This is a genomic window from Paenibacillus sp. FSL R7-0048 (genome assembly GCF_038004505.1).
GTDB lineage: Bacteria > Bacillota > Bacilli > Paenibacillales > Paenibacillaceae > Paenibacillus_AQ > Paenibacillus_AQ odorifer.
This window is the reverse complement of sequence record NZ_JBBORF010000001.1, coordinates 6904763-6931627: the sequence shown is the minus strand read 5'-3', so window position 1 is coordinate 6931627 and position 26865 is coordinate 6904763. Positions and strand designations below refer to the sequence as shown.

The following is a 26865-nucleotide window of genomic DNA, read 5'->3' as shown; positions in this document are numbered from 1 at the left end:
GCAAAACTTATAGGAGGAGCTGGAGCTAATATGGGTGCACAATCACAGCCACAGCCACAAATGCCAACACAACCACAAGCTAGGCCAACCGTCAGCCTGAAGGCGGTAATGCTGTCCCTAGTTGTGTTGTTAGCGAATATTGTTGTTAACGGCGCAATCTTTTTATTCTTCCGGGATTCCACATTAAATCCGCTGCTAACAGCGGTTCTGGCTGTCCTCTGGGGAGTTCTAGGTGTTTATCTGATTTACTATACGCTGACTTGGGCGGTTGAGCAGTACCCTGATCATATCCGGCGAAAGGTGCTGCCTTATATCTTTATTGGTCCGGCAGTGATTATTCTGGGCTGGTTACTGGTCCTGCCTGCACTGCGAACATTATATTTGAGCTTTTTTAATGCTTCTTCAGAAAAATTTGTGGGTCTGAGCAATTATGCAGCGATCTTTAGCGATCATCTGATGGCAACGGCATTGCGTAACAATTTACTTTGGGTATTCGTTGGCACGCTTGCTTGTGTAGCATTCGGGCTCTTAATTGCTATTCTTGCCGATCGCAGCAGCTATGAGAAAATCGCCAAATCGATCATCTTTATGCCGATGGCTATTTCCTTTGTAGCGGCAGGAGTCATTTGGAAATTCGTATATTACTATCAACCGGGTGACGAACAAATCGGGCTGTTGAACGCAATCGTTACTTATTTTGGGGGAGAACCCCAAGCCTGGACGAGTATGCTTCAGCCATGGAATAACTTTTTCCTCATTATCATTTTGATCTGGATGCAGACGGGATTTGCAATGGTGATTTTCTCGGCAGCAATCAAAGGGGTTCCTGACGACATTTTGGAAGCTGCACGAGTGGATGGAGCAAATGAGGTGAAGATTTTCTTTGGAATCATGATTCCATATATTTCATCAACCATTCTGACAGTGACAACGACCATTATCGTCTTTACGTTGAAAATATTTGACGTCGTCATGGTGATGACAGGAGGTCAATACGATACAGAGGTTGTTGCTACACAGTTCTACCGGCAATTCTTTATGTACCGTAATTTCGGCTACGGCTCCACGCTGGCTATTGTTCTACTGATCGCGGTGCTGCCTGTGATCATAATCAATCTACGTCAGTTCCGTAAGCAGGGGGGATTCTAATGGCTGGCAAAAAGAAGAGAAAAGGCAGCAAAACGGTTGTAAATATCGTGTTGGGTGTGATCTGTTTTATTTGGCTGCTTCCGACTCTTGGGCTATTTATTTCCTCCTTCCGTCCGGCTGCTGACATTCTGCAGACTGGATGGTGGAAAGCTTTTCCTCATCAGGAGTGGAAGGCTGGAGAGACGATTCAGCTATCCAAGGATGTGGATCTTCGGGAGCCAATTGAGGTGAACGGTAAAACTTATACAGATGATGAGCTGAAGGCTGGCGTGAAGGCAGATGGCAGCCGGCTTATGTGGGAGAATCGTAGAGCACGTACCGTAAATGAACAGATACAAGGTTGGAAGATGACACCGGATCTCACGCTGGATAACTATAATAATGTGCTTTCCGGTAAGGAATACAAGCTGAAACAGGCTGATGGTAGTGAAACGGTGCAAAAAGGCTCCGGATTGTCACAGGCCTTCTGGAATACGCTAACGATTGCTGTTCCAGCAACAGTTATTCCGGTGCTGATCGCTTCTTTTGCTGCATATGCTTTTGCCTGGCTGCGGTTTCCTGGGCGCAGAATCCTTTTTGTAATCATTATTGCAATGCTCGTCATTCCGATACAGGTTGCGCTTATTCCAGTGCTTAAGGATTATACCGCACTTGGGCTAAACGGAAGTTATCTGGGAATTTGGCTGGCGCATACGGCTTTTGGATTACCGCTGGTTACGTACTTTATGTACAACTTTATCAGTCAATTGCCGAAGGATTTGTTCGAATCGGCTTTCATGGATGGGGCAAGTCATTTCACTATATTCAGCAGGCTAATTCTGCCTCTATCAGTGCCAGCACTGGCTTCTATCGGGATCTTCCAATTCCTATGGGTGTGGAATGACTATTTAGTCTCATTGATTTTTATCGGCAATCAACCGTCTGTGCAAGTTATGTCGATGAAAATTGCCGATTTAGTTGGCTCACGAGGCAACGATTGGCATTTACTTACTTCGGCTGCATTTATCTCTATGCTGATGCCGCTCGCTATTTTTTTCCTGCTGCAAAAGTATTTCGTCAGAGGGCTTATGGGTGGGTCGGTGAAAGGTTAATGATTTAGAACCCGAATGAAACTGTGATCAGGGGGAGCTTAGAGAGATGAAGATGAAACCATACGTACATCCGGCGGCGGTATATCCTTACCGGGAGTGGAGTCTTGATGAGGAAGCTTATAGTGAAGAGAACAATCAAAGAAGCGAGAGTATTTTTGCTCTTGGCAATGGATATATTGGTATGCGCGGTAATTTCGAAGAAGGTTACCACGGCAGCTCAGGCTCGTCTGTAACAGGCAATTATTTGAATGGTTTTTTTGATTCGGAGCCCATTGTATATCCAGAAGGAGCCTACGGATATCCATCCCGCAATCAAGCGATGCTGAACGTAACAGATGCCAAGATTATTGAACTGAGTATTGAAGGGCAGACCTTTCAGTTAAACAGTGGGCAAGTGCATCATTATGAACGAAAGCTGGATATGCGAAGCGGGGTTCTGCATCGGCAGGTAGATTGGGAATCTCCAGCTGGTCACCGGGTACAGCTTCATATCCGGCGGATGGTGACTTTGCAGCACAAACATCTGGCGGCGATAGATTATGAGGTTAAAGCGCTGAATTTCAGCGGAGTGCTTACCTTCACTTCATCCATCGACGGCAAGATCCAAAGACCTAAGGTAACGGATGATCCCAGATTGGGCTCGGGAGGCAAGGAGCCAAGTCTGCTCCTGGAGGATACCGGTCATGAACCGGGACAGTCCTTCTTATGGATGAAGCAGCGGACGCGGCATACCCGGTTTGCCCTATTAACAGGGGTAAGTCATAAGCTTGATTCAAGATCTGAGGGTAAAAGGACCGTACAGCATGAGGGGCAGAAATTATCCATGCAGTTTGTCGTCCCGGTGGAGCGTGGGGAAAGCGTCTCACTAACCAAATATATCTCTTACCATACCTCTAAAGATTATCCAGAAGACGAACTACTTAGTAGAAGTACTGAAATATTACACTTAGCAGACCATAGCGGGTTTGAAGCGCTTGCCCAGGAACAGCAGGCTTATCTGGATCGATACTGGGCACATACGGATGTGGAGATTCATGGTGATCTTGCGCTTCAGCAGGGCATTCGCTTTAATGCTTTTCAACTGCTTCAATCCGTAGGCCGTGATGGGGTTACGAATATTGGAGCCAAGGGATTAACGGGTGAAGGATACGAAGGGCACTATTTCTGGGATACCGAGATGTATATGCTGCCCTTCTTTACGTTCACACAGCCGGAGATTAGCCGAAAGCTGCTCGAATTTCGTTATGCCACGTTAGACAAAGCACGGGAGCGTGCAGCGGTAATGTCGCAGAAGGGAGCCTTGTTCCCTTGGCGGACTATAGACGGGGCAGAGAACTCTGCGTATTTCCCGGCAGGCACGGCGCAAATGCATATTAATGCGGATATTGCGTATGCCATCAAGCAGTATGTACTGGCTACCGGAGATTATGATTTTTTGGTTACGAAGGGAGCGGAAATTTTATTCGAAACTTCCCGCTTTTGGTTGGACTTGGGGTACTTTAATCCGGCTAGGGGCGGTGTCTTTTGTATTGATGCAGTAACCGGTCCTGATGAATATACAGCTATCGTCAACAATAATGCATACACCAACTTTATGGTACAGGATCAGCTTTATTATGCACACGAGATGGCAGGGATATTGTCTAAGCAGTATCCTGAGCATTTTGAACGCCTGAAGCAAAAAATCGGTCTGACTGAGCATGAGACATTAGTGTGGCTGGAAGCGGCGGACAAAATGTTTATCCCCTTTGATGAGGGACTTGGCATTTATGCTCAAGACGACACGTTTCTCTCCAAGAAAAAATGGGATTTCGAGCATACACCAGCTGACAAATATCCGCTGCTGCTCAACTACCATCCGCTGGTAATTTACCGTCATCAGGTGTTGAAACAGGCGGACTTGGTAATGGCGATGTTTCTGCTGGGTGACCAATTCAGCTTGGCGGATAAGATCCGGAATTATAATTATTATGAGCCGCTGACGACGCATGATTCTTCATTGTCACCGTGTATTCACAGTATAATCTCTGCTGAGATTGGTGATTTGACGGGAGCCTATTCCTATTTTGACCGCACGGTACGGATGGACTTGGATGATATCAACCGCAACGTAAAGGATGGACTGCACACTGCTGCTATGGCAGGCTCCTGGCTGTCGATTGTGAATGGTTTTGGTGGCATGCGCTTATGCGGCGGGATGTTATCATTTAATCCTAGTGTGCCAGCGCAGTGGGAGAGCTATCGGTTTAAAATAACATGCGCTGGACAGCTATTGGATATTTTTGTGAGTGATACAGAAGTGATCTATACGCTGCTGGAGGGCGAAGAGCTTGAGATTATGCATAAGGGAAACCTTATACAGTTGTCTGCACAGAAGCCGCTGAGGCTTTCGAATGTGAAGCAGCTTGAAGCTGTTATTTTCGAGCTGGACGGGATAATTACTGACACTGGAGAGTATCATTATGAGGCTTGGAAGGATCTGGCGGATGAACTTGCGCTTTCTTTTGATCGAGAGAAGCATAAGAGTCTTAAGGGCCTAAGTCGAATGGAATCTTTAGAAGTCATTCTGGAGAGTAGTGGACTGAATTTGCCGCAACCGGTAAAGGGAATGCTCTGCAACAAAAAGAACGAGAAGTATAGACAGCTGGTTCAGCAAATGACGCCTGCTGAGCTGTATCCGGGTATCCACAGCGTGTTGTCCGATTTGCAGCAAAGAGGGATTGCTATCGGACTGGCTTCAGTGAATGAGAATGCGCTGCTGATTCTCGAACGCTTGCAGATCGGGCATTGGTTTCAGGCGGTGGCTGACCCTGGCAACTTGCGTAGAAGCAAGCCAGATCCAGAGATTCACTTGCAGGTTGCGGAGATGCTGGGCATATCCCCAGACTGCTGTGTGGCGATTGAGGATACCGAGGAAGGAATAGCCGCAATTAATGCTGCTGGTATGAGGTCAGTGGGAGCTGGAGTGGCGCTCGTAACCGGGACCGCGGATCTATGTCTGGCTTCCACCGCAGAGATAAGTGTTGAGAAATTGTTAGAGCTGTTTGCGTAGTTACCCTGATAAGCAGCAAACCTCCCGATCATGGGAGGTTTGCTGCTTTGTTTATTTCATTACTTTTCGAACCAGCTTCACTTTATTGCCATAAGGAGGATATACGATTCCGAGGTCGATCCGTGTGCCTCGCTTGACGATGCTTTTACGATGGGAGAAGACCTCAAAGCTATACTTCCCGTGATAACCCCCGATTCCAGAGTTTCCTACTCCACCAAACGGAAGATAAGTGCTCGCCACATGTGAGATCGTATCATTGATACACCCTCCCCCGAATGAGACTCGGGACAGCACCTGTTGTTCTACACTCTTATCCTCCGTAAATAGGTATAGTGCCAGTGGCTTTGGATGTTCATTAATGCTCTGAATGGCCTCATCCAATTGATGATATTCCAATATTGGGAGGATCGGACCGAAGATCTCATCTTCCATAGCAGCATCCGTCCAAGTGGCAGGATAGATTAAAGTAGGCTCAATATAACGTTCTTCTGGCACGATGGTGCCGCCCATAATCACCTTGCTCTGATCACGCGCAATGAGGTCGGCAAGTCTTTGCAGCTGGCGATCATTCACGATCCGGCCGTAATCTGTATTAGGCTGTGCATCCTGACCGTAGAACTCAGTGATGTGATGTTTGATTTTGGTGATCAATTCTTTGGCAATATCCTTGTGGACCCATAGATAATCCGGTGCGATACAGGTTTGGCCCGCGTTCAGCAGCTTGCCCCAGACAATCCGTTTCGCTGCAACATCAAGATTAGCGGTCTTATCAACAATAACCGGACTTTTCCCGCCAAGCTCCAAGGTTACAGGCACTAAATTTTTCGCTGCCGCTTCCATTACGATTTTGCCGACAGGCACACTGCCCGTAAAGAAAATATAATCAAACTTGGCGTGGATCAGCAAATTAGTGGTCTCTTTTTCCCCTTGAATTACGCGGATATACTGCGGCTCGAAGGTCTCCTGAATAAGCTGCTCAACCACGGACGAGATGGCAGGTGTGCTCTCAGATGGCTTGAGGACAGCGCAGTTACCAGCGGCAATGGCGCCGATCAGGGGCTCAATTAGCAACTGAAATGGATAATTAAACGGGCCAATAATGAGCGTTGTGCCGTAAGGCTCACTTAAAATATAACTTTTTGCAGGAAATAAGTGCAGCGGCGATCGAACCTTTTTAGGCTTCGCCCAACGCTTAAGATGTTTCATCATGTAGCCGATACTGTCCAGCGTAAAGCCGATTTCTGTGGCATAGGCTTCGAACTCACCTTTTCCTAAATCCTGTTGTAGTGCGGTGATGATACGTCCTTCGTATTGTTTAATAATATTCTTAAGCTTGAGCAGCTGCTGGAGACGAAAAGAAACCTCTTTAGTTACGCCGCTATTAAAAAAATCCTTATGCTCTTCAAGCATTCCTTGAATGCTGTCAGCTGTATAGGTTGTCATTAATCTTTCCTCCATCCTTGTAAGAAGTTAAAGCATACTACTCTATGGGAGCCGGTAAAAAGCGAACGGTTCGCCATAACGGAAGGAATCACTGGCTTCATCCAGCTTGGCCGAAGTTTCTTCATTAAGTACAAGCGAGGTACTAAGCAAATTTTGTTCCAGCTGTTCCACACGTGTAGCCCCGACAATAACCGTCGAGACGGCAGGCCGATTCATAAGCCAAGCTAAGGAGAGCGCAGTAGATAAGGTTTCCATTTCCTCAGCAATTTGGCTCACTTGGCTTCCGAGCTTGATCCGGTCAGCATCAAGGAATCTTTTGAAATTAGGATCGGTATCTGCTCTGGACCCCGATGGGGCTGAGTCGCTTGTATTATATTTGCCAGTGAGAATCCCGCCAGCTAGCGGAAAGTATGGAATGATCCCTACACCTTGATCCAGGCAGAGCGAAAGAAGCTCATTCTCCGGTGTCCGGTCTGCTAAGGAGTAGCTGCACTGAATTGAAATGTACTTGGTGAAGTTGCGTGCTTCACTAATCCCAATCGCCTTCATTAATTGCCATGCTGTATAGTTGGAGGCCCCGATATAACGGACTTTCCCCGAGGATACCATATCGTCCAAGGTTCGTAAGGTTTCTTCAAGCGGCGTATAGGGATCAAAGGTATGAATCTGGTATAGATCGATATAGTCCGTCTTAAGGCGGCGAAGGCTATCTTCAAGCTCCTGCAGCAAATGGCGACGGGAGGAGCCGCTGCCGTTGGGACCCTCATTTTTAACTAAACCTGCTTTAGTTGCTAGAACAGCCTCATGTCTCCTACCTTCCAAGGCCAGACCGATGATTCGCTCGGATTCTGAGCCAGCGTAAATATTAGCAGTGTCTATGAAATTAATTCCATGATCAAGCGCAGCATGTACAATCTGAATGGAGGTCTCTTGATCCGCACGTTTGCCGAAAGCGTTCGTTCCCAGTCCTAATGCGGATACCTGTAATCCGCTATTTCCTAGTCTTTTAAAGTTCATCCTCAGCACTCCTTATCATCTATTAATTAATCCATTTTATTTTTGAGTGAAAAGATCCAGCGCTGTCTCAATGAAGAGCTTTACAGCAATTGAAGTGTCGGCAAGCGAGCTGACCGCAATTTGGATATCTCTATAAGCATCCGGCTGCAGCTCACGGGTAACCACATTTGGAGGCAGAGATAACAAGGACAGTTCAGACATCACGCCGATCGCCAGTCCCTCCTGAACCATATTAAGAGCTGTTGCAAAGTTATTAACCACATATTTCACATTCAGATGGCTATTACTTCTGCGGAATAGCTCTACAACGGGCGGTTCATATCCTGCTTTGCAAATCAACATGGGCTCGTTCGCTAATTCCTGCACACATACAATGGATCGCTTTTGCAGGGGATGGTCATCTCTAAAAACGGCAAACAATTTCTCTCTATATAATGGAATGGTTTCGAATTCTGCACTGGGAGCGAGCAATAAGCCAACATCAATTTCTTTTGAATCCAGCCATTCTCTGACTTCAGCGATAGAACCCTCCTGTAAGCTAATTGTAATATTTGGATATCTTTTAGTGATAGAGCTAATAATCTTCGGTAGAAAATGAGCCGCTGCCACAGGGAAAGCTCCAATGCGGATACTTCCTTTTTCAAGACCTCTCTCCGCGTAAATCTCCTGATTGACCTTATCAAAGCCCATTAGAATTTCACGGAAAATAACAAGAATACGTTTGCCGATATCCGTAAGCATCAGGCCATTACGCCGGTCTCGAAGCAAGAGCTTCACGTCTAATTCGGCTTCGAGGGACGAGATCGCCCGGCTGACCGCAGGCTGTGTCATATTCAGTTCTACACCAGCTTTAGTAAAGCTGCCGCTTTCGGCGATTTTGACGAATAAACGAATTTGAGTATTGTTCATAACAAATATGATATGCCCCTTATGATTATTATTCATTTCATTTATGCTCTTGTTTATTGTATCATTTGTGATGAATCTACACCAAGGAAGTGAACAAATGAATCAGCAGAAGAAAAGTATGATCCTTCTTATTTTTTTGGTGATTGTATGGGGCATTAATTGGCCTATATCCAAAATCGCCTTAGACTATGCTCCACCTCTATTATTTGCAGGTATTCGAACCGTCGTAGGCGGTATTATTCTGATTCTAATTGCATTGCCCAAGGTGAAGGAGCTTCGCTTCAAGCAGCTCTGGCCGATCTATCTGATCTCGGCGGTACTTAGTATTGTGTTCTATTATGGATTTCAGACAATTGGCTTGCAGTATGTTCCGGCGGGATTGTTCTCATCGATTGTATTTTTGCAGCCTGTATTGTTAGGTATTTTTTCTTGGCTGTGGTTAGGTGAGAGCATGTACGGGCTTAAAATGTCTGGTTTGCTGCTTGGCTTTCTCGGGGTAGCCTCTCTTAGTATCGGCGGAATTAATGGGAGTATCTCCATATGGGGAATTGTGTTGGCTTTAGCCAGTGCCTTAAGCTGGGCATTAGGAACAATATATATGAAACGGAATGCTGTACGTGTGGATATGCTGTGGATGACGGCTATGCAAATCACGATCGGTGGCATCATTCTGCTACTTTCGGGATCAGCTACGGAGAAATGGTCGGATATCACCTGGAGTGGAACCTTTATTGTGGATACCTTGTTTATCGCAATCTTTGTTATTGCTCTGGGCTGGCTAATTTATTTCAAGCTGATTAACGAAGGAGAAGCAGGAAAAGTAGGTTCATTCACCTTCTTGATCCCCCTGATCTCGATAGCAACCAGCGTAGTTTTTTTGAAAGAGCAGATTACCATAAACCTTGTGATCGGATTATTGCTGATTGTCAGCAGTATTGTACTGGTAAATGTGAAGATAGGGCGTGCTGCCAAACAATCAGTCAGTTAAATTTGTTGGATGGTTGTAGTAACCAGTCGTGCTAAAGGGCATTATGTCTAATAGGGATTGAACATAAAAAAAGGACACTCCCAAGCTTAGAGCTTCTGGGAGAGTCCTTTTTTAATTAAGCGTATAGCGCGTGTGATTTCAGCTGTTGAAGGCCGAGCTGCAACTACGTAAGTAGCAGAACTAGCACGTTCCACTTCTTCGAGTACCCGGTTTAAGTGACTGAAGAGCGCTCCTAGATCACGAACAGATGACAGTGAGCACCGTCCTTGCAGTTCAGAGAAGCTGGCCGCCTGCAAGTCGCGGGCACGATGCAGACAATCTGTAAGTGAACGTTGGCATTCAGCCTTGGATAAGGTCTTGGTACCATAAACAGCTATACAATCGGCTGTTGCCTCCAGCACTTCCAGCATCCAGTCAGAATTGGCATGATGTGCTGGCAGCAAGCAAATATCATCGGCAATTTCTTTAACATAGGAATGAATGGTCTTTAGATGTGCCGTGGCTTGTATAAGTCCCTTTAGATCACCACGACACTGATAGTGAGCAATGGTATAGAACATTTCCTTCTGTTGTTGATTGCTGGCAGACAGCAGTTTACCTGCTTGCTCCAGCATATTATTATCCTTTGATGAATCTCTTCTTATGCCTACGAGACCTTTTAAAGCATCCGAAAGTAGAAGGCTTCCATCGAGTGCCAATGCTTTTACCTTGACGAACCTGTTCGGTGGAACGATAATCATATTGATGATCAAGGCAATGAGCACACCAATAAAGGTTTCGGCGACTCTCCACAGCACGTAATCATTGTGATAAAAGGTAAGGGCCAGAACCGAGGTTACCCCCACCTGCGAAACCGCTTGGATATTCATCCGACAGGCTGTGGCAATTCCAATCCCGATGAGCAGAATTAGCAGAATGGAAAATGCACCTACATCGAAGAATTGGCCTACAATCAGGCTGACGATTCCGCCGATAATAATGCCGATCAGGCGGTAGATTCCTTTTTCAAGTGAAGCCTTCACACTGGCTTGAGTAATTAGAATGGCTGCAAGCGGTGCAAAGTATAAATATTGGTCACCATATAAACTGTGTACGGCTACCCAGGATAGTGATGCGGCAAGCGTAATTCGTATCATGTAAAGCGAGAATCCATATTTTTCAAGGCGGTCTAGTAACCCCTCGTTCATTATCATTCATCTTCTTTCGCAAAAATAAGAAAACCACACTGGCTTTTCAGTTCGTTTTCATTATAGCACCTCAAAAAGGGCAGGGAAGACTGGACTTTTTACAAACTTGTTAAGTTTATGCTTAGCATTTAACAATGTAAGCTATCGCATATAATGGTACAATCTAATATGCTATATCTATTGGAGCGTCGAAGGAGAGGGAAAATTGTCGCTTATTAGCGCTGAGCATACTCATTTCGATTGTTCTCCGCAAGATGCGGGTAAAATAGTATTGTATTACTAAGGTAAGGGAGGTTGTTAGCTATAGCTATTCAGGAAGGTACCATTATTTCATTTGAAGAAGTTACTAAGCAATATGACGACGAAGATCCGGTGTTAAAAGGAGTCAGCTTTGAGATAGAGCGCGGCAAATTCTATACACTACTTGGTCCATCTGGCTGTGGTAAAACGACTATTCTTCGATTGATCGCCGGGTTCGCTGAGCCAACGAGCGGTTCTATTTATTTAAATGGAAAAGTAATTAACCACATTCCCGCCAATGAGCGGCAGGTCAATACGGTATTTCAGGATTACGCATTGTTTCCACACCTGAACGTATTCGAGAATGTGGCTTTCGGACTGCGCATTAAGAAGCTTAAGAAGGATGTTATCACGAAGAAGGTGCAGGAAGCGCTAAGCTTCGTTAACCTTGTGGGTTATGAGCAGCGTGCGATTAACGAAATGTCCGGCGGTCAGCGCCAGCGGGTTGCCATTGCCCGGGCGATTGTGAATGAGCCACAGGTTCTACTGCTGGACGAGCCTCTATCGGCGCTAGATCTCAAGCTGCGCACGGAGATGCAGTACATACTGCGGGAAATGCAGCAGCGGTTAGGCATTACCTTTATTTTTGTAACGCATGACCAGGAAGAGGCACTCGCGATGTCCGACTGGATTTTTGTCATGAATAAAGGAAAAATCGAGCAAAGCGGCACCCCTAACGATATTTATGATGAGCCGATTAACCGTTTTGTGGCGGATTTTATTGGCGAATCGAACATTGTGCCGGGAGTTATGATCGAGGATTATCTGGTGGAGTTTAACGGCCGCCGCTTCGAATGTTTCGATGCCGGGCTGAAACCGAATGAATCCGTAGAGATTGTTATTCGTCCTGAGGATTTGGAAATTTCTACGCTGGAACAGGGTAAACTACGTGTGCGGGTTGATTCCCAGCTATTCCGGGGCGTGCATTATGAAATCAGCTGTTATGATGAATCCGGGCATGAATGGCTTGTGCATTCTACACGTAAGGCGACTGTAGGCAGTGAAATTGGCCTTTATTTTGATCCGGAAGCGATTCATGTTATGCGTTTCGGTGAAACGGAGGAAGAATTCGACAGACGTCTGGAAGCTTATGGCGAGGTGGAGAGTCATGAAGAATAAGGGCAAATCGTACTATCTCATCCCTTATTACCTCTGGATCGCATTGTTTGTAATTGCACCGGTAGTGCTTGTCATCTATTATTCGTTATTTGATTTGGATGGCCATATTACTCTGGATAATTACGTCAGTTTCTTCACCCCTGTATATTTAAAAATGACGCTGACCTCGTTCTGGTACGCGTTTCTGATTACAGCATTCTCTTTGCTAGTTGCCTATCCGGCGGCTTATCTGTTGACGAGAACCAAACATAAGCAACTGTGGTTATTGCTGATTATTTTGCCGACATGGATTAATTTGCTGCTAAAAACCTACGCTTTTATAGGGATATTCGGTACATTTGGTCCGATCAATAATTTCTTTGATCTGCTTGGAATCGGAGAACAGCAAATTTTGTTTACGGGCTTCAGTTTTGTATTTGTATCTGTCTATATTTTTATTCCGTTTATGATCCTGCCGATATACAGCGCTTTGGAGGATTTGAATTTATCCTTGCTGGATGCGGCACGTGATTTGGGGGCTTCGGGCTGGACCACGTTTAGACGTGTTATTTTTCCGCTGACCATTTCGGGAGTACGCTCAGGCTGTATGGCAGTATTCATACCTGCGCTGTCCCTGTTTATGATCACCCGTCTGATTGCAGGCAACAGGGTCATTACGCTGGGCACCGCAATTGAGCAGCATTTCCTGGTCACTCAGGACTGGGGCATGGGTTCTACAGTTGCAGTGTTTCTGATTGCCATTATGGCGCTGTTTATGATTATCACAGGCGGATCGCGGAAAGGGGCGCGGAATGAGAAATAAAAATGGATTCTCTAACCTCTACCTAGTTCTGGTGTTCATTGTTCTGTATGCTCCTATCTTCTATTTAATGTACTATTCGTTCAACAGTGGGGGGACGATGCATAAGTTCGAGGGCTTCACGCTGGATTACTACCGTGAGGTGGTCCAAGATAAGCGCCTGATTATCATCGTAATCAATACGCTTGTGATCGCACTGCTATCCTCGGCTATTGCGACCCTTATCGCTATTATTGGTGCGCTGGCTATTAAAAGTGTGCAGAATCGCCGCGCCAAGAACACCTTGCTGTCTCTGAATAACGTGCTGATCGTCAGTCCAGATGTCATTATTGGTGCTTCGTTCCTTATCCTGTTCACCATTGCTGGCATCAAGCTGGGTTTCGCGTCTGTTCTGCTCTCACACGTTGCATTCAGCGTACCGATTGCCGTATTGATGATTTTGCCCCATCTACAGGAAATGAGCCCTACATTAACGGATGCAGCCCGTGATCTTGGGGCAAGCCGTAAGGATGTGCTGACTAAAGTAATTTTGCCGATTATTAAACCAGGGATATTCAGCGGATTTTTTATGGCGCTTACGTATTCACTGGATGACTTTGCGGTTACGTTCTTCGTAACAGGCAACGGTTATTCGACGTTATCGGTTGAGATATACTCTAGAGCCCGGCAAGGGGTGTCGCTATCGATTAATGCGCTGTCGACGCTGATCTTCCTGTTCACCATTCTGCTCGTGGTGGGTTATTACTTCCTGACCCTTAAGAAAAATCGCCATAACACAGCAGAAGCTGTGGCGGAGCCTGTTGCAGAAGCGGGGGTGCCTAGATGAAACAGCTGATAAATGCTTTTCTGGCGATCCTTATCACGGCATTTGCGCTCATGTACTTGGGCTCTTGGATGAATTCGAGAGAGGGTTATTCAGGTGGGAACACACTGACTATCTATAACTGGGGCGACTATGTTGATCCCGATCTATTGAAGGAATTTGAAAAAGAGACCGGCTTAACAGTCATTTATCAAACCTTCGATTCCAATGAAGCTATGTTGACCAAGGTTGAGCAGGGTGGAACTACCTTTGATGTTGTAATCCCTTCGGATTATGCCATTGCTAAGATGAAAGAAGAAGATCTGCTCATTCCGCTGGATCATAGCAAGATTTCGAATCTAAAGAATATTGATTCACGCTTTATGGACCTCTCGTTTGATCCGGGTAACAAATATTCTGTGCCTTATTTCTGGGGCACCGTCGGGATTATTTTCAATCCGGAAATGACCAAGGGCATGGACTTCACCAGCTGGGATTCTCTCTGGGACAGCAGACTGCATAATAACATCTTCCTGGTAGACGGAGCCCGTGAAGTGATGGGCATGGCTTTGAACAGCCTGCATTATTCCGTTAATGACAAGGAAGAGGCACATCTGCAAGAAGCACTGACTAAGCTCAACAAGTTGTCTCCTAACGTTAAGGCGATTGTCGGTGATGAGATCAAGATGCTGCTGGCAAATGAAGAAGCTGCGGTTGGGATTGTCTGGTCCGGAGATGCTTCCGAGATCATGGACGAGAATGATAAGCTGGATTATGTAGTGCCGGAAGAAGGCTCGAACAAGTGGTTTGATAACATGGTCATCCCTCGGACAGCGAAAAATGTGGATGGAGCGCATCAGTTTATCAACTTCATGCTCCGCCCAGACGTTGCTGCTAAGAATGCAGAATATGTAGGTTATTCCACGCCTAACATTCCTGCGCTGGAGCTGCTTCCTGAGGAAACTTCTGAGGATACCCGGTTCTATCCACCTGCTGAAATTACGGACCGGCTTGAAGTATACGATAACCTTGGCAAACGGATGCTCGCTCATTATAATGAGTTGTTCCTAATGTTTAAGATGAATAAGAAGTAAGCTGACTAAAGCTAAAGCGAAACGACATTAAGAGCGTCTACATACGGGTAACCGTGTTAGGCGCTCTTTTTCGGTTTGATCATCGTGTAACCTCAAGACAACAGACAGTTTAGCCGAAAGTATAATATAGTATAATAGTAAGAATGGACAACAGGAAAAGAGGAAACGAATGCCTACTATACTGGTTGCTGACGACGATGCGAACATTCGCGAACTTGTCTGTTTATTTCTCCGCAACGACGGATTCGAAACAGTTGAAGCTGTGGATGGCAAGGAAGCGCTCGCCGTATATGCTGGAACACATGTCGATCTTGTCGTGCTGGATATTATGATGCCAAATATGGATGGTTGGATGCTTTGTAAGGAGCTCCGCAGAGCTAATCCTGATCTTCCATTACTTATATTGACTGCCAGAGGCGAAACCTGGGAGAAAGTGAAGGGCTTCGAATTAGGCACGGACGATTATTTAACTAAACCGTTCGATCCGTTAGAGCTGACGGTTCGTGTTAGGTCATTGCTGAAACGATATCGGATTGGCTCCACGCAGATGATCCAAATTGGCAATGTCATCCTTGATCGGCAGACCTATAAGGTGATGAAAGGTACGGAGTCATTTCCCTTACCCCTTAAGGAGTTCGAGTTGCTGTACAAGCTTGCTGGAACCCCTGGACAAGTATATACGCGCGAGCAGTTGATCGATCAAATTTGGGGAATTGATTATGCTGGAGATGATCGGACGATTGACGTGCATATCAAACGCCTGCGTGAACGGTTTGCGACTACTCCTGATTTTCGTATTGAGACGGTGCGTGGACTTGGCTACAGGCTTGAGGTGCATGAATGATCAGATCTATATATACACGCGTTGTTCTGACCTTCCTAGCCTCCGTAATCGGGGGCACAATCATTGCTTTGTTTGTGGCAACTTGGGTATTTGAAGACAAACTGAAAGAGAACATGCGAATTCCCTTATTGCATTTTGGACAGGATATAGTCAAAATTTACGAAACCTTTCCATTACGTGAAGCCAACTCTTTCGTAAGTGGAATGAAGCAGCTTGATTCCTACTATATCCGAATATTCGATGAAGCGGGTAAATTCCAATCTTACGGACTTAATGGGCACAAGCCGGTCCCTGTAACTATGGAAGAAATAAAAAAAGTTCTCGCAGGAGAAGTTTATCAACCTCATAACAGGAATACTTCTGCGCTTCTCCTAGGCTTGCAGTTGAGAACGGAAGACGGCACCAAAGCGATGTTTGTGGAGACGCTTAATCCCCCTTCCGTCACTGCCAGAAGGAATTTGATATTAAATTTCTTGCTCTATTCATTGATAGCTGGAAGCCTCTTGATTCTGGTAGCTGCAATGTTCTTAGTCAGACCGATCAAGAAGCTAACCAAAGCGACCAGAAGAATAGCAGCTGGTGATTTTAACGTCGAGCTGAATATTAAGCAAACCGGTGAGCTAGGTACCTTGGCTCGCAGCTTTGAAGAAATGATGCACGATCTGCAGCAGCTTGAGCAGATGCGTAAGGAGTTTGTATCCAATGTGTCGCATGAGGTCCAGTCTCCGCTCACCTCAATATCTGGGTATGCGATTGCGCTCAAGCGAGTAGATCTTGCAGAACAAGAGCGAAATCGTTATCTGGATATTATTATCGCTGAAGCAGAACGGATGTCTAAAATGAGTGACAGCCTGCTGAAGCTGAGTTTATTAGAATCGCAGTCCCAGCAGCTACGGCTAACTACATTCAATCTGGACGAACAGATAAGAAGAGTAATCGTAGCGATTCAGCCGCAATGGTCAGCTCGTAACATCAGCTTCGACCTTGATCTGAAGCCTATTATCCTACTGGCTGATTATGACCTGTTAAGTCAGGTATGGACCAATCTCCTTGGCAACAGCATCAAGTTTTCTAAGGATAACAGTGTAATTAACGTCAGCCTCAAACAAGATATCAACAACGTGACCGTTCGGGTAACAGACACTGGCATCGGGATTTCACTTGAGGATCAGCAACGTATATTTGAACGGTTCTTTAAGGCTGATCGATCCCACAGCCGTAAATATGGTGGCAGCGGGATGGGACTTGCCATTGTTAAACAGATCGTAACGCTTCATAAAGGGGATATCCGCGTGGAAAGCGAACCCGGCCAAGGAACGACCATCGTTGTCACCCTCCCAATTATAGCGCCGACAGAGTAATTAGCTTCCAGGCGGTGCCTTGCGAGGGCTTGAATGCACCCGCATTCTTCATGCTACAGCAGTACAGGCAAGTTTTCTTGTCTTGTGCTGCCGTAGCATTTTTTTTACCTGTTCATTTTCAGTTCATATTGTCGTCATGAGGGGTACATCTTTGTTAGTTATGATCTCATTAGCGAAACGTTAAGGGAACTTAATAAACAGATTAAAGACAGGAGAAGATGAGGGTGACACAACAAGAGGACAAAAAAACGGGGAATGGACAGAAAAAACATAAACTGCGTAACCTGTTGCTCAAAATATTAGGAGCAATAGTGATCGTGGTCGTACTTTTTCTAGCCGTTGTCTATACAGTTAATGTGATCAGCAACAAAACAGATCAGAAAAAAATACAGCACTATGGTCAGTTAGTCCCTGTTGACGGGAAAAATATGAATGTTTTGATTCAAGGAGAAGGTAAACAGACGATCGTGCTCATACCAGGCTTTGGAACAGGAGCGCCAGCGCTTGATTTCAAGCCGTTGATTGATGAGTTATCACCATTCTACAAAGTGGTGGCGGTTGAACCGTTTGGGTATGGACTCAGTGATGAAACGAAAAAAGAACGAACTACAGAGAATATCGTTAGTGAAATTCATGAAGCCGTTCAGAATCTTAACATTGAACAATACATTCTAATGGGCCACTCGATTGGAGGTATTTACGGATTGGAATATGCGAAGAAATATCCAAACGAAGTGAGTGCTTTTGTGGGTATTGATAGTAGTGTTCCGGAACAAGGCGGTATGGATGTTAAATTTCCAATTAAAAAATTAAAGCTGCTTAAAGATTCAGGGATTATAAGATTGGGCTTGCAATTAAGCGGTGACCCTTATGATGGACTGCCATTTGATGATGAAACCAAAAAACAAATGAAATTGATTTCGCTTAAAAATATGAACAATTCCACTACCTTAAATGAAATGGAACATATTTATCCTAACTTTGTTGCCTCCAGAGGCTTAACATTCGACAAGAATCTTCCCATTATCTTCTTTATACAAGCGAATAATACTACCGTGAAAGACTGGATTCCTCTACATGAAGGGCAAGTCAAGGATTCAGTGCATGGAAAAGTAATGACATTTGAAGGCGGACATTACTTACATCATTCAAAATCCAAAGAAATCGTAGAGAACCTAAGGGTATTCATGGAGGAAGTTAAATAAAAAGAAGAAAACGCTCCGAACTCCTCATATGAGGGGGCGGGGCGTTTTTGTTGCGATCGAAGATTATTTGATGCCGATTCTCATTCGGTAGCTGATTAGAACCTCTAATGTTCTGCCTTTAAAATGCTGTTCAACTGCGGCGGTGTAATCGGCGATGTCTTGCTCAAGCAAGGTAGCGTCTAGTTTCATTACGGTTTGCACTCCCCCTTGACTTAGGGTTAAACCAATATATCGCTGGGCATCGCAGGACTCTAGGTTGTGGAATACGATTTCTCTGGCAAAAGAGAAGGCCCCACTAGCTTTGATCCGTGACAAATGACCTTCTTTGTCCCATTTATGTGCTCTCTCCTCATTAGGTAAAAGCGAAGCCAGCAATTCTTCTGTTTTGGAGATCAGCTGGTTGTATCGTTCTTCTACATTTTGCTGAAGAGATAAAGGCCAATCGCAATCGTAGGCGGCAAAGACTCCGCCTTTTTTTAAGACCCGGGAGATTTCTTGCAGTGTACTTTCAGGATCCATCCAGTGGAATGATTGCGAGCAGGTAACTATGTCTACACTATCTGATGCAAGCGGAAGCTGGTTAGAGTAGCCTTGCACAAAAGTAATTGATTGGGGTGCTTCTAATCTGCTAAGTTTATCGATTGCTTTTCCCAACATATCTGGATTGGGTTCGATACCGATTACGCGTTCTGCGACATCGTTCCAGAGAAAAGTAGACAAACCCGTACCGCAGCCTATATCTGCGACGAGTGAAGGGGTGGTACCTAGGTAATCTGTTAGCAATTTGATAATCATCTCAGGGGCTTCGGGACGGTAGCGGTCATATTCATTTTGAAAGCCCAAAAAGCGGTCGATGTTTTGTTTGCTGTTTTTTTCAGGTATCATGTGATCCTCCCTCATAGATCATGTTTATAGGTCTATTGTATAATCACTGGTTCGATAAGCCAAATAATGTCTGGCTGGAAGGCTACGCAGAATAAATAAAATCCCCGGAGAACACCTTATAGGTGTGGCCGGGGATTGTTAAACTATCTGGTAAATGCTAAAGAAGCAGTGCTGGATCGATTGCAGGCACAAGTCCTTCTGCCGCAGCACGATTAAGCAGGGCAGAGATTGCGGCATAGCCGTCATCACCCAGATTCATCGAGAAGTCATTCACGTAGAGATCGATGTGGGATTTAGCCACTTCAGGAGCCAACTCTTGAGCATGGCTAAGCACATAGTCTCTGGAATCCGTTGGATGATCCCACGCATACTGAAGAGAGCTGCGAATCCAGCTGGTGATAGCATCGGCATCTAAATCACGGCGGGCAATGATAGCGCCGAGAGGAATGGGCAGTCCGGTATCGCTTTCCCACCAGCTGCCTAGATCAGTCAGCATATTAAGACCATAAGAGGCGTAAGTGAAGCGGGCTTCGTGAATTACCAGCCCTGCATCGATATGGCCATCCCGTACGGCAGGCATAATCTCATCGAAAGGCATTACGACTATTTCGCCGATGCCTCCAGTTACATTTTGTGCTGCCCATAATCGGAAAAGCAAATAAGCCGTAGAGCGTTCGCTAGGTACAGCAATCCGGCGTCCGGCTAGCTTTTCTGGGCGTTTGACCGCATGGGGTCCACTTGCTGTAAGCAGCAGCGGGCCGCAGCCGCGTCCTAAAGCACCGCCGCATGGCAGCAGTTTGTACCGCTCCAGAACCCAAGGCAGAGCAGCGTAGGAGATTTTGAGGACTTCTGGTCCTTCTCCGTCAGCAGCCAGCGTATTGGTAATATCAATGTCGGCATAGGTTACATTCAGCTTAGGTGCATTCGGGACAAGCCCGTGCGCCCAGGCATGAAATACAAAGGTATCGTTAGGGCAAGGGGAAAAAGCGATATTAAGCTCAGTTGTCATTACAGCACCTCCAGTAATATAGCGGCTGCCGCCGTTAATGCTTCCATTGCATCACCGATCTTCCAAGCGGCCCGGTCGCGGGGACCGACCGGGTTCGAGATGGCGCGGAGCTCCAGTACCGGGAGCCCCAGCGCCTGGGCGGCCACGGCGACTCCGTGGCCTTCCATCGCTTCCGCGACGGCATGGGGATGCCGCGCGAGATGGGCGGCGGCCGTCTCCGCGGTGCCGGTCGCCGTCGAGACCGTAAGCACGATGCCCGTGCTTACGGGTAACCCGGCCGCAGCCAGCGCGGCCGAAACCGCTTGCACCGTGCCGCGGTCAGCCGGCACGGACACGCTGCCGAAGCCGAGCTCGGCAGCGCTGCGGAAGCCCTCCGGCGTCTCGGCCCCGAGGTCGGCGGCAATCATCTCGCTGGCTACAACCAGCGAGCCTAAAGGCGCCAGCCCCGGGAATCCGCCGCCGATCCCGACGCTCAATACGCAGCCGTAAGAACCGGCTGCGAGTGCCGCGGCGGATCCCGCCGCCGCCGCTGCCGGCCCTGCGCCGGCAGCGATAACATGGAACCTGTCGCTGCCTTGCAGGCCGCGCAGGACCGCGTCACGCTCCGCGTCTACGGCTGTCACGATCAGCACGCGTCGTGCTCCAGCCTGCCCCTCCATAGCTTCTTCGGTAGGGGTTGGATTGAACGAACTCATCAGGTCGCCTCCTTTAGGGTATTGAAATCGCTTACTAAAGAGTCATTCGTAAAGACAAGAATACGCCCTTTTATAGGTCAGGTCAAACTTGGGGTGATTTTTATCACTCCCTGTAAAGTGTCAAAGGAAAACTTACCGGTCTCTAGACGGAAGTGACTTTTTTAGCGATGAGGTTGACAAGGAGGATGGGAAGTCGTATAGTTATCTTAACTTAAAGATATTTAACGTAAAGACAAATAAATGGATTGGATACAAGTTTGATTGAAGTGGAGGTGGAATTGATGAGTGATAAACAAATAAATCTGCGTAATACAGAGAGTGCACCTGACGAAGAACAAGCCGCCTCACTGAAATTGTTCGTAGTCTTATCTAAGGCTTATAAAAGCCTAATGGATCATGCGGTGAAGGATATGAAGAGTTATGGCTTGGCTTCGGCTGAATTCATGGTGCTTGAAGTACTTTACCATAGAACGCGGATTCCGCTGCAACAGATTGGGGAGAAAATTCTCGTTACGAGCGGAAGCATTACCTATAATATCGACAAGTTGGAGAAAAAGGGACTGCTGAAACGTGTACCCTGTAGCGAGGATCGCCGCGTTACTTATGCGGAGATTACGGATGCAGGCCGTGAACTGTTTGATGAGATTTTCCCTCGTCATGTAGCCTCAATTCATGATTTGATGGGTGGATTAGATAAGGAAGAGAAAGTCCAGGCTATCGAATTAATGAAAAAGCTTGGCAAAGGTGTATAGGCGCTGCGAACATGACGAATAACTAGACGCTTCTATAAGGTTGGAAGTAGTTCGGCTCCATCCTCATTCTCCCAACTCCAGTAAGTATAAGTGAAACCCTGCTTTTTTGGGTATATCACTAATAAGATATTTAACTTAACGAAGCCAGGTAGCCATGTACTTAAGATTACCTGATATTTCGACTGGGGGCTTGGCCATGAAATGGCGGGGAAGAAGAGGGAGTTCGAACGTGGAGGACCGCAGAGGCATGAGCGGCGGCGGCAAGATGATTGGTGGCGGGATCGGAGGAATTATCCTTGTCCTGGTCATCACGTTACTCAGTGGAGGCAATGCCGGGGATATCCTGGGAAGTTTGACTTCCACAGGCTCCAGTTCAACGGCCCCTTATGAACAGACCGCAGAGGAGCAAGAGCTTGCGGAGTTTGTATCGGTAGTTCTTGCCGACACAGAGGAGGTTTGGGGTGAGATTTTTCAGCAGCAGGGAATGACCTATACGGACCCCACTTTAGTGCTATACAGTGGGAGTGTAGACTCTGCTTGCGGAACAGCCACCTCGGCAGTTGGTCCCTTCTACTGTCCGGGTGACGCCAAACTATATATTGATCTGAGCTTTTATGATGAGTTGCAGCAACGCTTCCACGCGCCGGGCGACTTCGCCATGGCTTATGTCATTGCCCATGAGGTTGGACATCATGTACAGACATTACTAGGCACCTCGAAACAGCTTGATTCCCTTCGCCAGACGTTGAGTGAGAAGGAGTACAACAAATATCAGGTTCGTTTTGAGCTGCAGGCTGATTATTTCGCCGGTGTCTGGGCCAATCATGCTCAGGGTATGAATCTGCTGGAGGAAGGCGACTTAGAGGAAGCTCTGGCAGCTGCAAGCGCCGTCGGCGATGATACGATTCAGAAGCAAGCTCAGGGCTATGCAGTGCCGGATAGTTTCACTCACGGTACCTCAGAGCAGAGAAAGCGCTGGTTCTACAAAGGTTTTAACTCGGGTACGATTAAGGGCGGCGATACGTTTAACGCCTCCGAGTTGTAGATAGAAGAGGGAAGAGGAGAGCAGCCCATAGGTTATTCCGGTTCGCCGGGCGCTCTTTTTTACCCAATATCTTAACATTAAGATAATTAAATCAAAGGAATAGGGGAAGGTAAAAATGATAAGTGTAGGACTGTTATTAATGAGATTGGTGATTGGGCTTGCTTTTATAGGACATGGCGCACAAAAGCTATTTGGATGGTTCGGAGGATATGGTCCGAAGGGTACGGGAGGCTGGATGGAGTCCATCGGAATCAAACCGGGTGTGACTATGGCGATTTTAGCAGGGATTATGGAGCTGGTGGGCGGATTTATGTTCGCGGCAGGGCTGTTAACGCCTGTTGCAGCGGTGTTGATCGCTGCCACGATGCTGGGGGCAATCGTTAAGGTTCATGCTCCAAATGGTTTCTGGTCCACTTCGAACGGGATTGAGTTTCCGCTCACGGTTTTGGTATTTGCGGTAGGTGTGGCGCTTACGGGACCAGGTTCGATTTCTCTAGATGCATTGTTTTTTAACTAAGAAGGGAGTTTATAATAATGACACTTCAAACTGCAGGAATACATCATATTACAGCTTTTGTCGGAGACGCTCAGCGCAATGTTGATTTCTACGCCGGGATTCTGGGCCTACGGCTCGTGAAAAAAACGATTAATTTTGATGCTCCAGAGGTCTATCATTTATACTTTGGGAATGAGCAGGGTGCGCCGGGAACGATTATTACATTTTTCCCTTCACCTGTAGGGCGTAGAGGCAGAATAGGCAGTGGTCAAGTTGGCGTAACGATCTACGCAGTGCCGGTCGGTGCTCTGCAATTCTGGGAACAACGCCTTGCTGAATACGGAATTTCGGTTACAAAGGGAAGTCGGATCTCGGAACCCTATTTATCTTTTGCTGATTACGACGGTCTGCGGATTGAACTGGTGGAACGTGAGGAAGGTCCGCTCAGTAAGTGGTCCTTTGGTGGGATTCCTACTAAATACGCGATCAAAGGTTTTGGCGGGGCTGTGCTATATAGCAGCAATCCGTTGCAAACAGCCGAGACACTTGTTCATACGCTGGGTATGGAACATATTGCTGACGGAGATGGATATACTCGCTATAGAACCAATGGGGAGCTAGGTAATATTATTGATTTGAAGACATTACCCGTTCCGCTCGGAGCGGGAGGTGCAGGGACAGTTCATCACATCGCGTGGCGGGCAAAGGATGATGCAGAGCAACTGGAATGGTCGCGCCATGTACAGAGTCATGGGCATAGACCTACACCCGTTCAAGACCGTCAGTATTTTAATGCGATCTATTTCCGTGAAAGAGGAGGAATCCTGTTCGAAATCGCTACAGATCCTCCAGGTTTTGCCCGTGATGAAGCCCCAGATGCGTTGGGTGAAAAGTTGATGCTGCCGTCCTGGTTTGAGCCGCATCGCGCGGCCATCGAAGAAAACTTAACGCCTATTCAAGTAAGAGAAATTGAGGTGAAGCAGGGATGATTCATGTATTCCGTAAAGGTAAAGATATAACTAAACCTACATTAGTGTTGTTTCATGGCACAGGTGGTAATGAGCAGGATTTGCTGCCGCTGGCTGAGATGTTATCCCCAGATTCATCGGTGCTAGGTATACGGGGTAATGTGCTGGAGAATGGCATGCCACGATTCTTCCGTCGGCTGGCAGAAGGAGTGTTCGATGAAGCGGACTTAGTTTTCCGTACCCATGAGATTAAGCAGTTTCTGGATGAGGCGGCAGAGAAATACGGGTTTGATGCCAACAATCTGGTAGCGGTTGGTTACTCTAACGGTGCAAACATTGCTGGTAGCCTTCTGTTTCATTATAAGGACATTTTCCGCGCGGCAGTGCTGTTGCATCCGATGGTGCCATTACGCAATGTGGAGCTTCCTTCTCTAGAAGGGGTGTTTATCTTTATTGGGGCAGGTACGAATGATCCGCTAATAACATCTACGGAAACTCAGGAGCTAGAGGGGATTCTGCAGAAAGCAGGCGCTGAGGTTACAACCCATTGGGGCAATCAAGGTCACCGCTTGAGTATGGCGGAAGCCGAAGCCGCCAAAGATTGGCTACAGGGGTTTAGCACATCTCAAAATGCATAAAACAATTAGGATAACCGCCTTTTGGCGGTTATTTTTAAGTTAATAGCCCCGAATGAGGCCTTATAAAAGGATTGATCATTTGAGTTCCTTTACGTTAGTATGAAGAATACAAAAAAGGCCCCCGGGTTGCTTTAGAAAGGTTGACGTAAGGATCATGATTGGAATGCAAAATGCTAATAAACTTGCTGTAGATGGACCCTCAAGGAAGCAGAGATTGCAACTTGCTGTTATTCTGGGCTCCATTACAACCATTGGGCCGTTGTCGATTGACATGTATTTGCCAGCACTGCCTACACTTGTTGACGATTTCGGTACGACAGCTGCTTTGGTGCAGCTAAGTCTCACCTTCTTTTTATTGGGACTGGCCTCGGGTCAGTTAGTAGCTGGACCACTGAGTGATGTATATGGACGTCGCCGTCCACTGCTTATAGGGATGTTCATCTATGCCGTTTCCTCAGTGCTATGTGCTTTTAGTCCTTCGATTGGACTTTTAATTGTTTTGCGGTTTATTCAAGGTCTTGCTGGTTCAGTGGGTGTAGTTGTCTCTAGGGCGGCTGTGCGTGATCTGTACAGTGGCTCTGAACTAACGAAATTTTTCTCTTTATTGATGATTGTTAATGGTCTGGGTCCGATTTTGGCTCCAGTCATTGGAGGCCAGCTCTTAAGAGTGACTACATGGCAGGGGATATTCCTCGTATTATTTGCTGCCGGAATTATTTTTTGCTTAACGATTCTCCTGCGCTTGCCTGAGACATTGCCGAAGGAGCGGCGCTCCAAGAGTGGGTTGAAGGGTACTTTGCTTACCTTTAAGGTGTTACTTGGCAACCGCAAGTTTATGGGTTATGCCTTGTCCCAAGGTTTTGTTACAGCGTCTATGTTCGCTTATATCTCTGGGTCATCTTTTGTTTTGCAAAATATTTTTGCGGTTACTCCGCAGGTATATAGCTTGATCTTTGCTGTGAACGGGATTGGGATTATTATTACAGGTCAAATTGCCGGCAGACTTGCTGGTAAGGTGAGTGAGACGAAGCTACTGCTTAGCGGGTTGCTGCTCTGTACAATGGGGGGCGTCTTGCTGCTGCTTACGATCCTGATAGGGGGAGGGCTGATCCCTATTCTAATCTGTCTGTTCGCTGTTGTCTCCAGTGTGGGGATTGTCGGCGCAACCAGCTTCTCACTTGCAATGCAGGACCAAGGAGAAGCCGCAGGCAGCGCTTCGGCCTTGATAGGGCTGATCCCGTTGCTGCTTGGTAGCTGTGTAGCACCGCTTGTGGGTCTTGGAGGCGTAGATTCAGCCCTTCCAATGGCGATTGTGATTGCCTGTACGGGTGTTCTCTCTATTCTGTCTTATCTTCTATTGGTCAAACGGGGGAATTCCAATTGTTGACAGCTTATCCTTATAACCTTGAAAGAGAGCAATACTTTCAGCAAACTTTCAGCGGGTTTTAACGTTCCTTATCTGCAAAAGGATTATATTGGAGGTAAGGAAGGGAGGGATGATTATGAGTATATCCGCAGTCTCAGGTTCTACATCGTATACTACCTCGACGTCTAGTACTACAGATACCAGCGCGCTCGAGAAACAAAAAGCGAAGCTGGAAGCCGAATTGGACAAGATTGATGCCAGCTCGGATGACGCGAAGACCAAAGAAACGAAAACGAAACAAATTGAGCAGCAGATCAAGCAAATCGAGGCACAAATTTCCCAGAAGTCGCAGAGCAGTGCTTCCGCTGCAAGCAGTAGTGCAGAAGCACCTGCCAAACCTGCAAACAACGCGCTTGCTGCGGCAAGCCCGCAAGAAATCGCTACCGCAACAACGAATAGCCAAGGCAGATTTGATATTCGTGTATAAACCATACTAAGTCGTGTTACATAACAAAAAGGGCATCCTTTGCCGTGAGGGATGTCCTTTTTGTTATGTATTTTTAAGTTTAGACTACAATTTAAATGTTCTTTTATCACATTGTTGGCCAATACTAGAAAGATACCCCTAAAATAAAGTTCCGTCATATTGAT

The 26865-nt window shown here is 46.5% G+C and carries 25 protein-coding genes; 18 read left to right on the top strand and 7 right to left on the bottom strand.

Annotation, left to right across the window (positions count from 1 at the left end; all coding sequences use genetic code 11):
• The first annotated feature begins 30 nt into the window (after positions 1 to 30).
• Genes NSQ91_RS30660 through pgmB form a run of 3 tightly spaced genes read left to right on the top strand, consistent with a single transcriptional unit; the run spans position 31 to position 5292 of the window.
• Positions 31 to 1149 (top strand): carbohydrate ABC transporter permease, encoded by a 1119-nt coding sequence (locus NSQ91_RS30660; RefSeq protein ID WP_232061475.1) that lies wholly within the window; start codon positions 31 to 33, stop codon positions 1147 to 1149.
• Positions 1149 to 2240 (top strand): carbohydrate ABC transporter permease, encoded by a 1092-nt coding sequence (locus NSQ91_RS30655; protein WP_076124061.1) that lies wholly within the window; start codon positions 1149 to 1151, stop codon positions 2238 to 2240. The genes NSQ91_RS30660 and NSQ91_RS30655 overlap by 1 nt, the downstream gene beginning before the upstream one ends.
• 46 nt (positions 2241 to 2286) lie before the next feature.
• Complete coding sequence (pgmB, locus tag NSQ91_RS30650; RefSeq protein WP_081383184.1) at positions 2287 to 5292, top strand: beta-phosphoglucomutase; 3006 nt, start codon at positions 2287 to 2289, stop codon at positions 5290 to 5292.
• A gap of 51 nt (positions 5293 to 5343) precedes the next feature.
• Here pgmB and NSQ91_RS30645 read toward each other — a convergent pair whose 3' ends face one another.
• Genes NSQ91_RS30645 through NSQ91_RS30635 form a run of 3 tightly spaced genes read right to left on the bottom strand, consistent with a single transcriptional unit; the run spans position 5344 to position 8697 of the window.
• A complete protein-coding gene (locus tag NSQ91_RS30645; protein ID WP_076301482.1) occupies positions 5344 to 6735 on the bottom strand; it encodes an aldehyde dehydrogenase in 1392 nt (463 codons plus the stop codon).
• 42 nt (positions 6736 to 6777) lie between these two features.
• Positions 6778 to 7752, bottom strand: coding sequence for an aldo/keto reductase (locus NSQ91_RS30640; RefSeq protein ID WP_340921204.1), 975 nt, complete (start codon positions 7750 to 7752; stop codon positions 6778 to 6780).
• A gap of 36 nt (positions 7753 to 7788) precedes the next feature.
• Complete coding sequence (locus tag NSQ91_RS30635) at positions 7789 to 8697, bottom strand: LysR family transcriptional regulator (RefSeq protein ID WP_305953540.1); 909 nt, start codon at positions 8695 to 8697, stop codon at positions 7789 to 7791.
• A 61-nt stretch (positions 8698 to 8758) separates the two neighbouring features.
• Here NSQ91_RS30635 and NSQ91_RS30630 point away from each other — a divergent pair, with 61 nt between their 5' ends.
• A complete protein-coding gene (locus NSQ91_RS30630; RefSeq protein ID WP_076301480.1) occupies positions 8759 to 9649 on the top strand; it encodes a DMT family transporter in 891 nt (296 codons plus the stop codon).
• An 86-nt stretch (positions 9650 to 9735) separates the two neighbouring features.
• Here NSQ91_RS30630 and NSQ91_RS30625 read toward each other — a convergent pair whose 3' ends face one another.
• Positions 9736 to 10836, bottom strand: a complete 1101-nt coding sequence (locus tag NSQ91_RS30625; RefSeq protein ID WP_052097383.1) for an FUSC family protein — start codon at positions 10834 to 10836, stop codon at positions 9736 to 9738.
• Between the two features lie 309 nt (positions 10837 to 11145).
• Here NSQ91_RS30625 and NSQ91_RS30620 point away from each other — a divergent pair, with 309 nt between their 5' ends.
• The 7 genes from NSQ91_RS30620 (at position 11146) to NSQ91_RS30590 (ending at position 18360) form a co-directional block, all read left to right on the top strand.
• Complete coding sequence (locus tag NSQ91_RS30620; RefSeq protein WP_036682445.1) at positions 11146 to 12255, top strand: ABC transporter ATP-binding protein; 1110 nt, start codon at positions 11146 to 11148, stop codon at positions 12253 to 12255.
• Complete coding sequence (locus NSQ91_RS30615; RefSeq protein ID WP_036682096.1) at positions 12245 to 13057, top strand: ABC transporter permease; 813 nt, start codon at positions 12245 to 12247, stop codon at positions 13055 to 13057. The genes NSQ91_RS30620 and NSQ91_RS30615 overlap by 11 nt, the downstream gene beginning before the upstream one ends.
• The gene (locus NSQ91_RS30610) at positions 13047 to 13880 is read left to right on the top strand and encodes an ABC transporter permease (RefSeq protein WP_036682094.1); all 834 of its coding nucleotides are present in this window, start codon (positions 13047 to 13049) and stop codon (positions 13878 to 13880) included. Before NSQ91_RS30615 ends, NSQ91_RS30610 begins: the two co-directional genes overlap by 11 nt.
• A complete protein-coding gene (locus tag NSQ91_RS30605) occupies positions 13877 to 14950 on the top strand; it encodes an ABC transporter substrate-binding protein (protein ID WP_038573734.1) in 1074 nt (357 codons plus the stop codon). The genes NSQ91_RS30610 and NSQ91_RS30605 overlap by 4 nt, the downstream gene beginning before the upstream one ends.
• 169 nt (positions 14951 to 15119) lie before the next feature.
• Complete coding sequence (locus NSQ91_RS30600; protein ID WP_038573732.1) at positions 15120 to 15794, top strand: response regulator transcription factor; 675 nt, start codon at positions 15120 to 15122, stop codon at positions 15792 to 15794.
• Entirely contained in the window at positions 15791 to 17155 is a 1365-nt protein-coding gene (locus tag NSQ91_RS30595; protein ID WP_038573730.1) for a sensor histidine kinase, read from the top strand. The genes NSQ91_RS30600 and NSQ91_RS30595 overlap by 4 nt, the downstream gene beginning before the upstream one ends.
• Before the next feature lie 224 nt (positions 17156 to 17379).
• Positions 17380 to 18360 (top strand): alpha/beta hydrolase, encoded by a 981-nt coding sequence (locus NSQ91_RS30590; RefSeq protein ID WP_340921198.1) that lies wholly within the window; start codon positions 17380 to 17382, stop codon positions 18358 to 18360.
• Positions 18361 to 18423: 63 nt separating this feature from the next.
• Here NSQ91_RS30590 and NSQ91_RS30585 read toward each other — a convergent pair whose 3' ends face one another.
• The 3 genes from NSQ91_RS30585 to NSQ91_RS30575 form a co-directional block, all read right to left on the bottom strand.
• The gene (locus tag NSQ91_RS30585; protein ID WP_076124053.1) at positions 18424 to 19245 is read right to left on the bottom strand and encodes a class I SAM-dependent methyltransferase; all 822 of its coding nucleotides are present in this window, start codon (positions 19243 to 19245) and stop codon (positions 18424 to 18426) included.
• 157 nt (positions 19246 to 19402) lie between these two features.
• Complete coding sequence (locus tag NSQ91_RS30580) at positions 19403 to 20254, bottom strand: 1,4-dihydroxy-6-naphthoate synthase (RefSeq protein WP_076181962.1); 852 nt, start codon at positions 20252 to 20254, stop codon at positions 19403 to 19405.
• Positions 20254 to 20949 carry a futalosine hydrolase gene (locus tag NSQ91_RS30575; protein WP_248548943.1) on the bottom strand — a complete coding sequence of 232 codons (696 nt, stop codon included), beginning with the start codon at positions 20947 to 20949 and terminating at the stop codon, positions 20254 to 20256. The genes NSQ91_RS30580 and NSQ91_RS30575 overlap by 1 nt, the downstream gene beginning before the upstream one ends.
• A 281-nt stretch (positions 20950 to 21230) precedes the next feature.
• On the opposite strand from NSQ91_RS30575, the gene NSQ91_RS30570 reads away from it, so the two are divergent.
• The 7 genes from NSQ91_RS30570 (at position 21231) to NSQ91_RS30540 (ending at position 26701) form a co-directional block, all read left to right on the top strand.
• The gene (locus NSQ91_RS30570; protein ID WP_076124049.1) at positions 21231 to 21701 is read left to right on the top strand and encodes a MarR family winged helix-turn-helix transcriptional regulator; all 471 of its coding nucleotides are present in this window, start codon (positions 21231 to 21233) and stop codon (positions 21699 to 21701) included.
• A 196-nt stretch (positions 21702 to 21897) separates the two neighbouring features.
• Entirely contained in the window at positions 21898 to 22746 is an 849-nt protein-coding gene (gene ypfJ / locus NSQ91_RS30565; RefSeq protein WP_340921189.1) for a KPN_02809 family neutral zinc metallopeptidase, read from the top strand.
• Positions 22747 to 22861: 115 nt separating this feature from the next.
• On the top strand, positions 22862 to 23263 hold the full coding sequence (locus NSQ91_RS30560) for a DoxX family protein (protein ID WP_036682076.1): 402 nt from the start codon (positions 22862 to 22864) through the stop codon (positions 23261 to 23263).
• A 17-nt stretch (positions 23264 to 23280) separates the two neighbouring features.
• Positions 23281 to 24231 carry a ring-cleaving dioxygenase gene (locus NSQ91_RS30555; protein WP_076303561.1) on the top strand — a complete coding sequence of 317 codons (951 nt, stop codon included), beginning with the start codon at positions 23281 to 23283 and terminating at the stop codon, positions 24229 to 24231.
• Positions 24228 to 24848 carry an alpha/beta hydrolase gene (locus tag NSQ91_RS30550; protein ID WP_339281494.1) on the top strand — a complete coding sequence of 207 codons (621 nt, stop codon included), beginning with the start codon at positions 24228 to 24230 and terminating at the stop codon, positions 24846 to 24848. The genes NSQ91_RS30555 and NSQ91_RS30550 overlap by 4 nt, the downstream gene beginning before the upstream one ends.
• Positions 24849 to 25002: 154 nt before the next feature.
• Positions 25003 to 26235, top strand: a complete 1233-nt coding sequence (locus NSQ91_RS30545) for a multidrug effflux MFS transporter (protein ID WP_370510739.1) — start codon at positions 25003 to 25005, stop codon at positions 26233 to 26235.
• Positions 26236 to 26350: 115 nt separating this feature from the next.
• Positions 26351 to 26701: a FlxA-like family protein gene (locus NSQ91_RS30540; protein WP_076099710.1), complete on the top strand. Its 351-nt coding sequence runs from the start codon at positions 26351 to 26353 to the stop codon at positions 26699 to 26701.
• The last annotated feature ends 164 nt before the right edge of the window (positions 26702 to 26865 follow it).

Excerpts from the sequence above, each read along its gene's own strand:
- NSQ91_RS30660 (WP_232061475.1), top strand. The coding sequence starts at position 31 with ATGGGTGCACAATCACAGCCACAGCCACAAATGCCAACACAACCACAA.
- NSQ91_RS30655 (WP_076124061.1), top strand. The coding sequence starts at position 1,149 with ATGGCTGGCAAAAAGAAGAGAAAAGGCAGCAAAACGGTTGTAAATATC.
- pgmB (WP_081383184.1), top strand. The coding sequence starts at position 2,287 with ATGAAGATGAAACCATACGTACATCCGGCGGCGGTATATCCTTACCGG.
- NSQ91_RS30645 (WP_076301482.1), bottom strand. The coding sequence starts at position 6,735 with ATGACAACCTATACAGCTGACAGCATTCAAGGAATGCTTGAAGAGCAT.
- NSQ91_RS30640 (WP_340921204.1), bottom strand. The coding sequence starts at position 7,752 with ATGAACTTTAAAAGACTAGGAAATAGCGGATTACAGGTATCCGCATTA.
- NSQ91_RS30635 (WP_305953540.1), bottom strand. The coding sequence starts at position 8,697 with ATGAATAATAATCATAAGGGGCATATCATATTTGTTATGAACAATACT.
- NSQ91_RS30630 (WP_076301480.1), top strand. The coding sequence starts at position 8,759 with ATGAATCAGCAGAAGAAAAGTATGATCCTTCTTATTTTTTTGGTGATT.
- NSQ91_RS30625 (WP_052097383.1), bottom strand. The coding sequence starts at position 10,836 with ATGAACGAGGGGTTACTAGACCGCCTTGAAAAATATGGATTCTCGCTT.
- NSQ91_RS30615 (WP_036682096.1), top strand. The coding sequence starts at position 12,245 with ATGAAGAATAAGGGCAAATCGTACTATCTCATCCCTTATTACCTCTGG.
- NSQ91_RS30610 (WP_036682094.1), top strand. The coding sequence starts at position 13,047 with ATGAGAAATAAAAATGGATTCTCTAACCTCTACCTAGTTCTGGTGTTC.
- NSQ91_RS30605 (WP_038573734.1), top strand. The coding sequence starts at position 13,877 with ATGAAACAGCTGATAAATGCTTTTCTGGCGATCCTTATCACGGCATTT.
- NSQ91_RS30600 (WP_038573732.1), top strand. The coding sequence starts at position 15,120 with ATGCCTACTATACTGGTTGCTGACGACGATGCGAACATTCGCGAACTT.
- NSQ91_RS30595 (WP_038573730.1), top strand. The coding sequence starts at position 15,791 with ATGATCAGATCTATATATACACGCGTTGTTCTGACCTTCCTAGCCTCC.
- NSQ91_RS30585 (WP_076124053.1), bottom strand. The coding sequence starts at position 19,245 with ATGATACCTGAAAAAAACAGCAAACAAAACATCGACCGCTTTTTGGGC.
- NSQ91_RS30580 (WP_076181962.1), bottom strand. The coding sequence starts at position 20,254 with ATGACAACTGAGCTTAATATCGCTTTTTCCCCTTGCCCTAACGATACC.
- NSQ91_RS30575 (WP_248548943.1), bottom strand. The coding sequence starts at position 20,949 with ATGAGTTCGTTCAATCCAACCCCTACCGAAGAAGCTATGGAGGGGCAG.
- NSQ91_RS30570 (WP_076124049.1), top strand. The coding sequence starts at position 21,231 with ATGAGTGATAAACAAATAAATCTGCGTAATACAGAGAGTGCACCTGAC.
- ypfJ (WP_340921189.1), top strand. The coding sequence starts at position 21,898 with ATGAAATGGCGGGGAAGAAGAGGGAGTTCGAACGTGGAGGACCGCAGA.
- NSQ91_RS30560 (WP_036682076.1), top strand. The coding sequence starts at position 22,862 with ATGATAAGTGTAGGACTGTTATTAATGAGATTGGTGATTGGGCTTGCT.
- NSQ91_RS30555 (WP_076303561.1), top strand. The coding sequence starts at position 23,281 with ATGACACTTCAAACTGCAGGAATACATCATATTACAGCTTTTGTCGGA.
- NSQ91_RS30550 (WP_339281494.1), top strand. The coding sequence starts at position 24,228 with ATGATTCATGTATTCCGTAAAGGTAAAGATATAACTAAACCTACATTA.
- NSQ91_RS30545 (WP_370510739.1), top strand. The coding sequence starts at position 25,003 with ATGATTGGAATGCAAAATGCTAATAAACTTGCTGTAGATGGACCCTCA.
- NSQ91_RS30540 (WP_076099710.1), top strand. The coding sequence starts at position 26,351 with ATGAGTATATCCGCAGTCTCAGGTTCTACATCGTATACTACCTCGACG.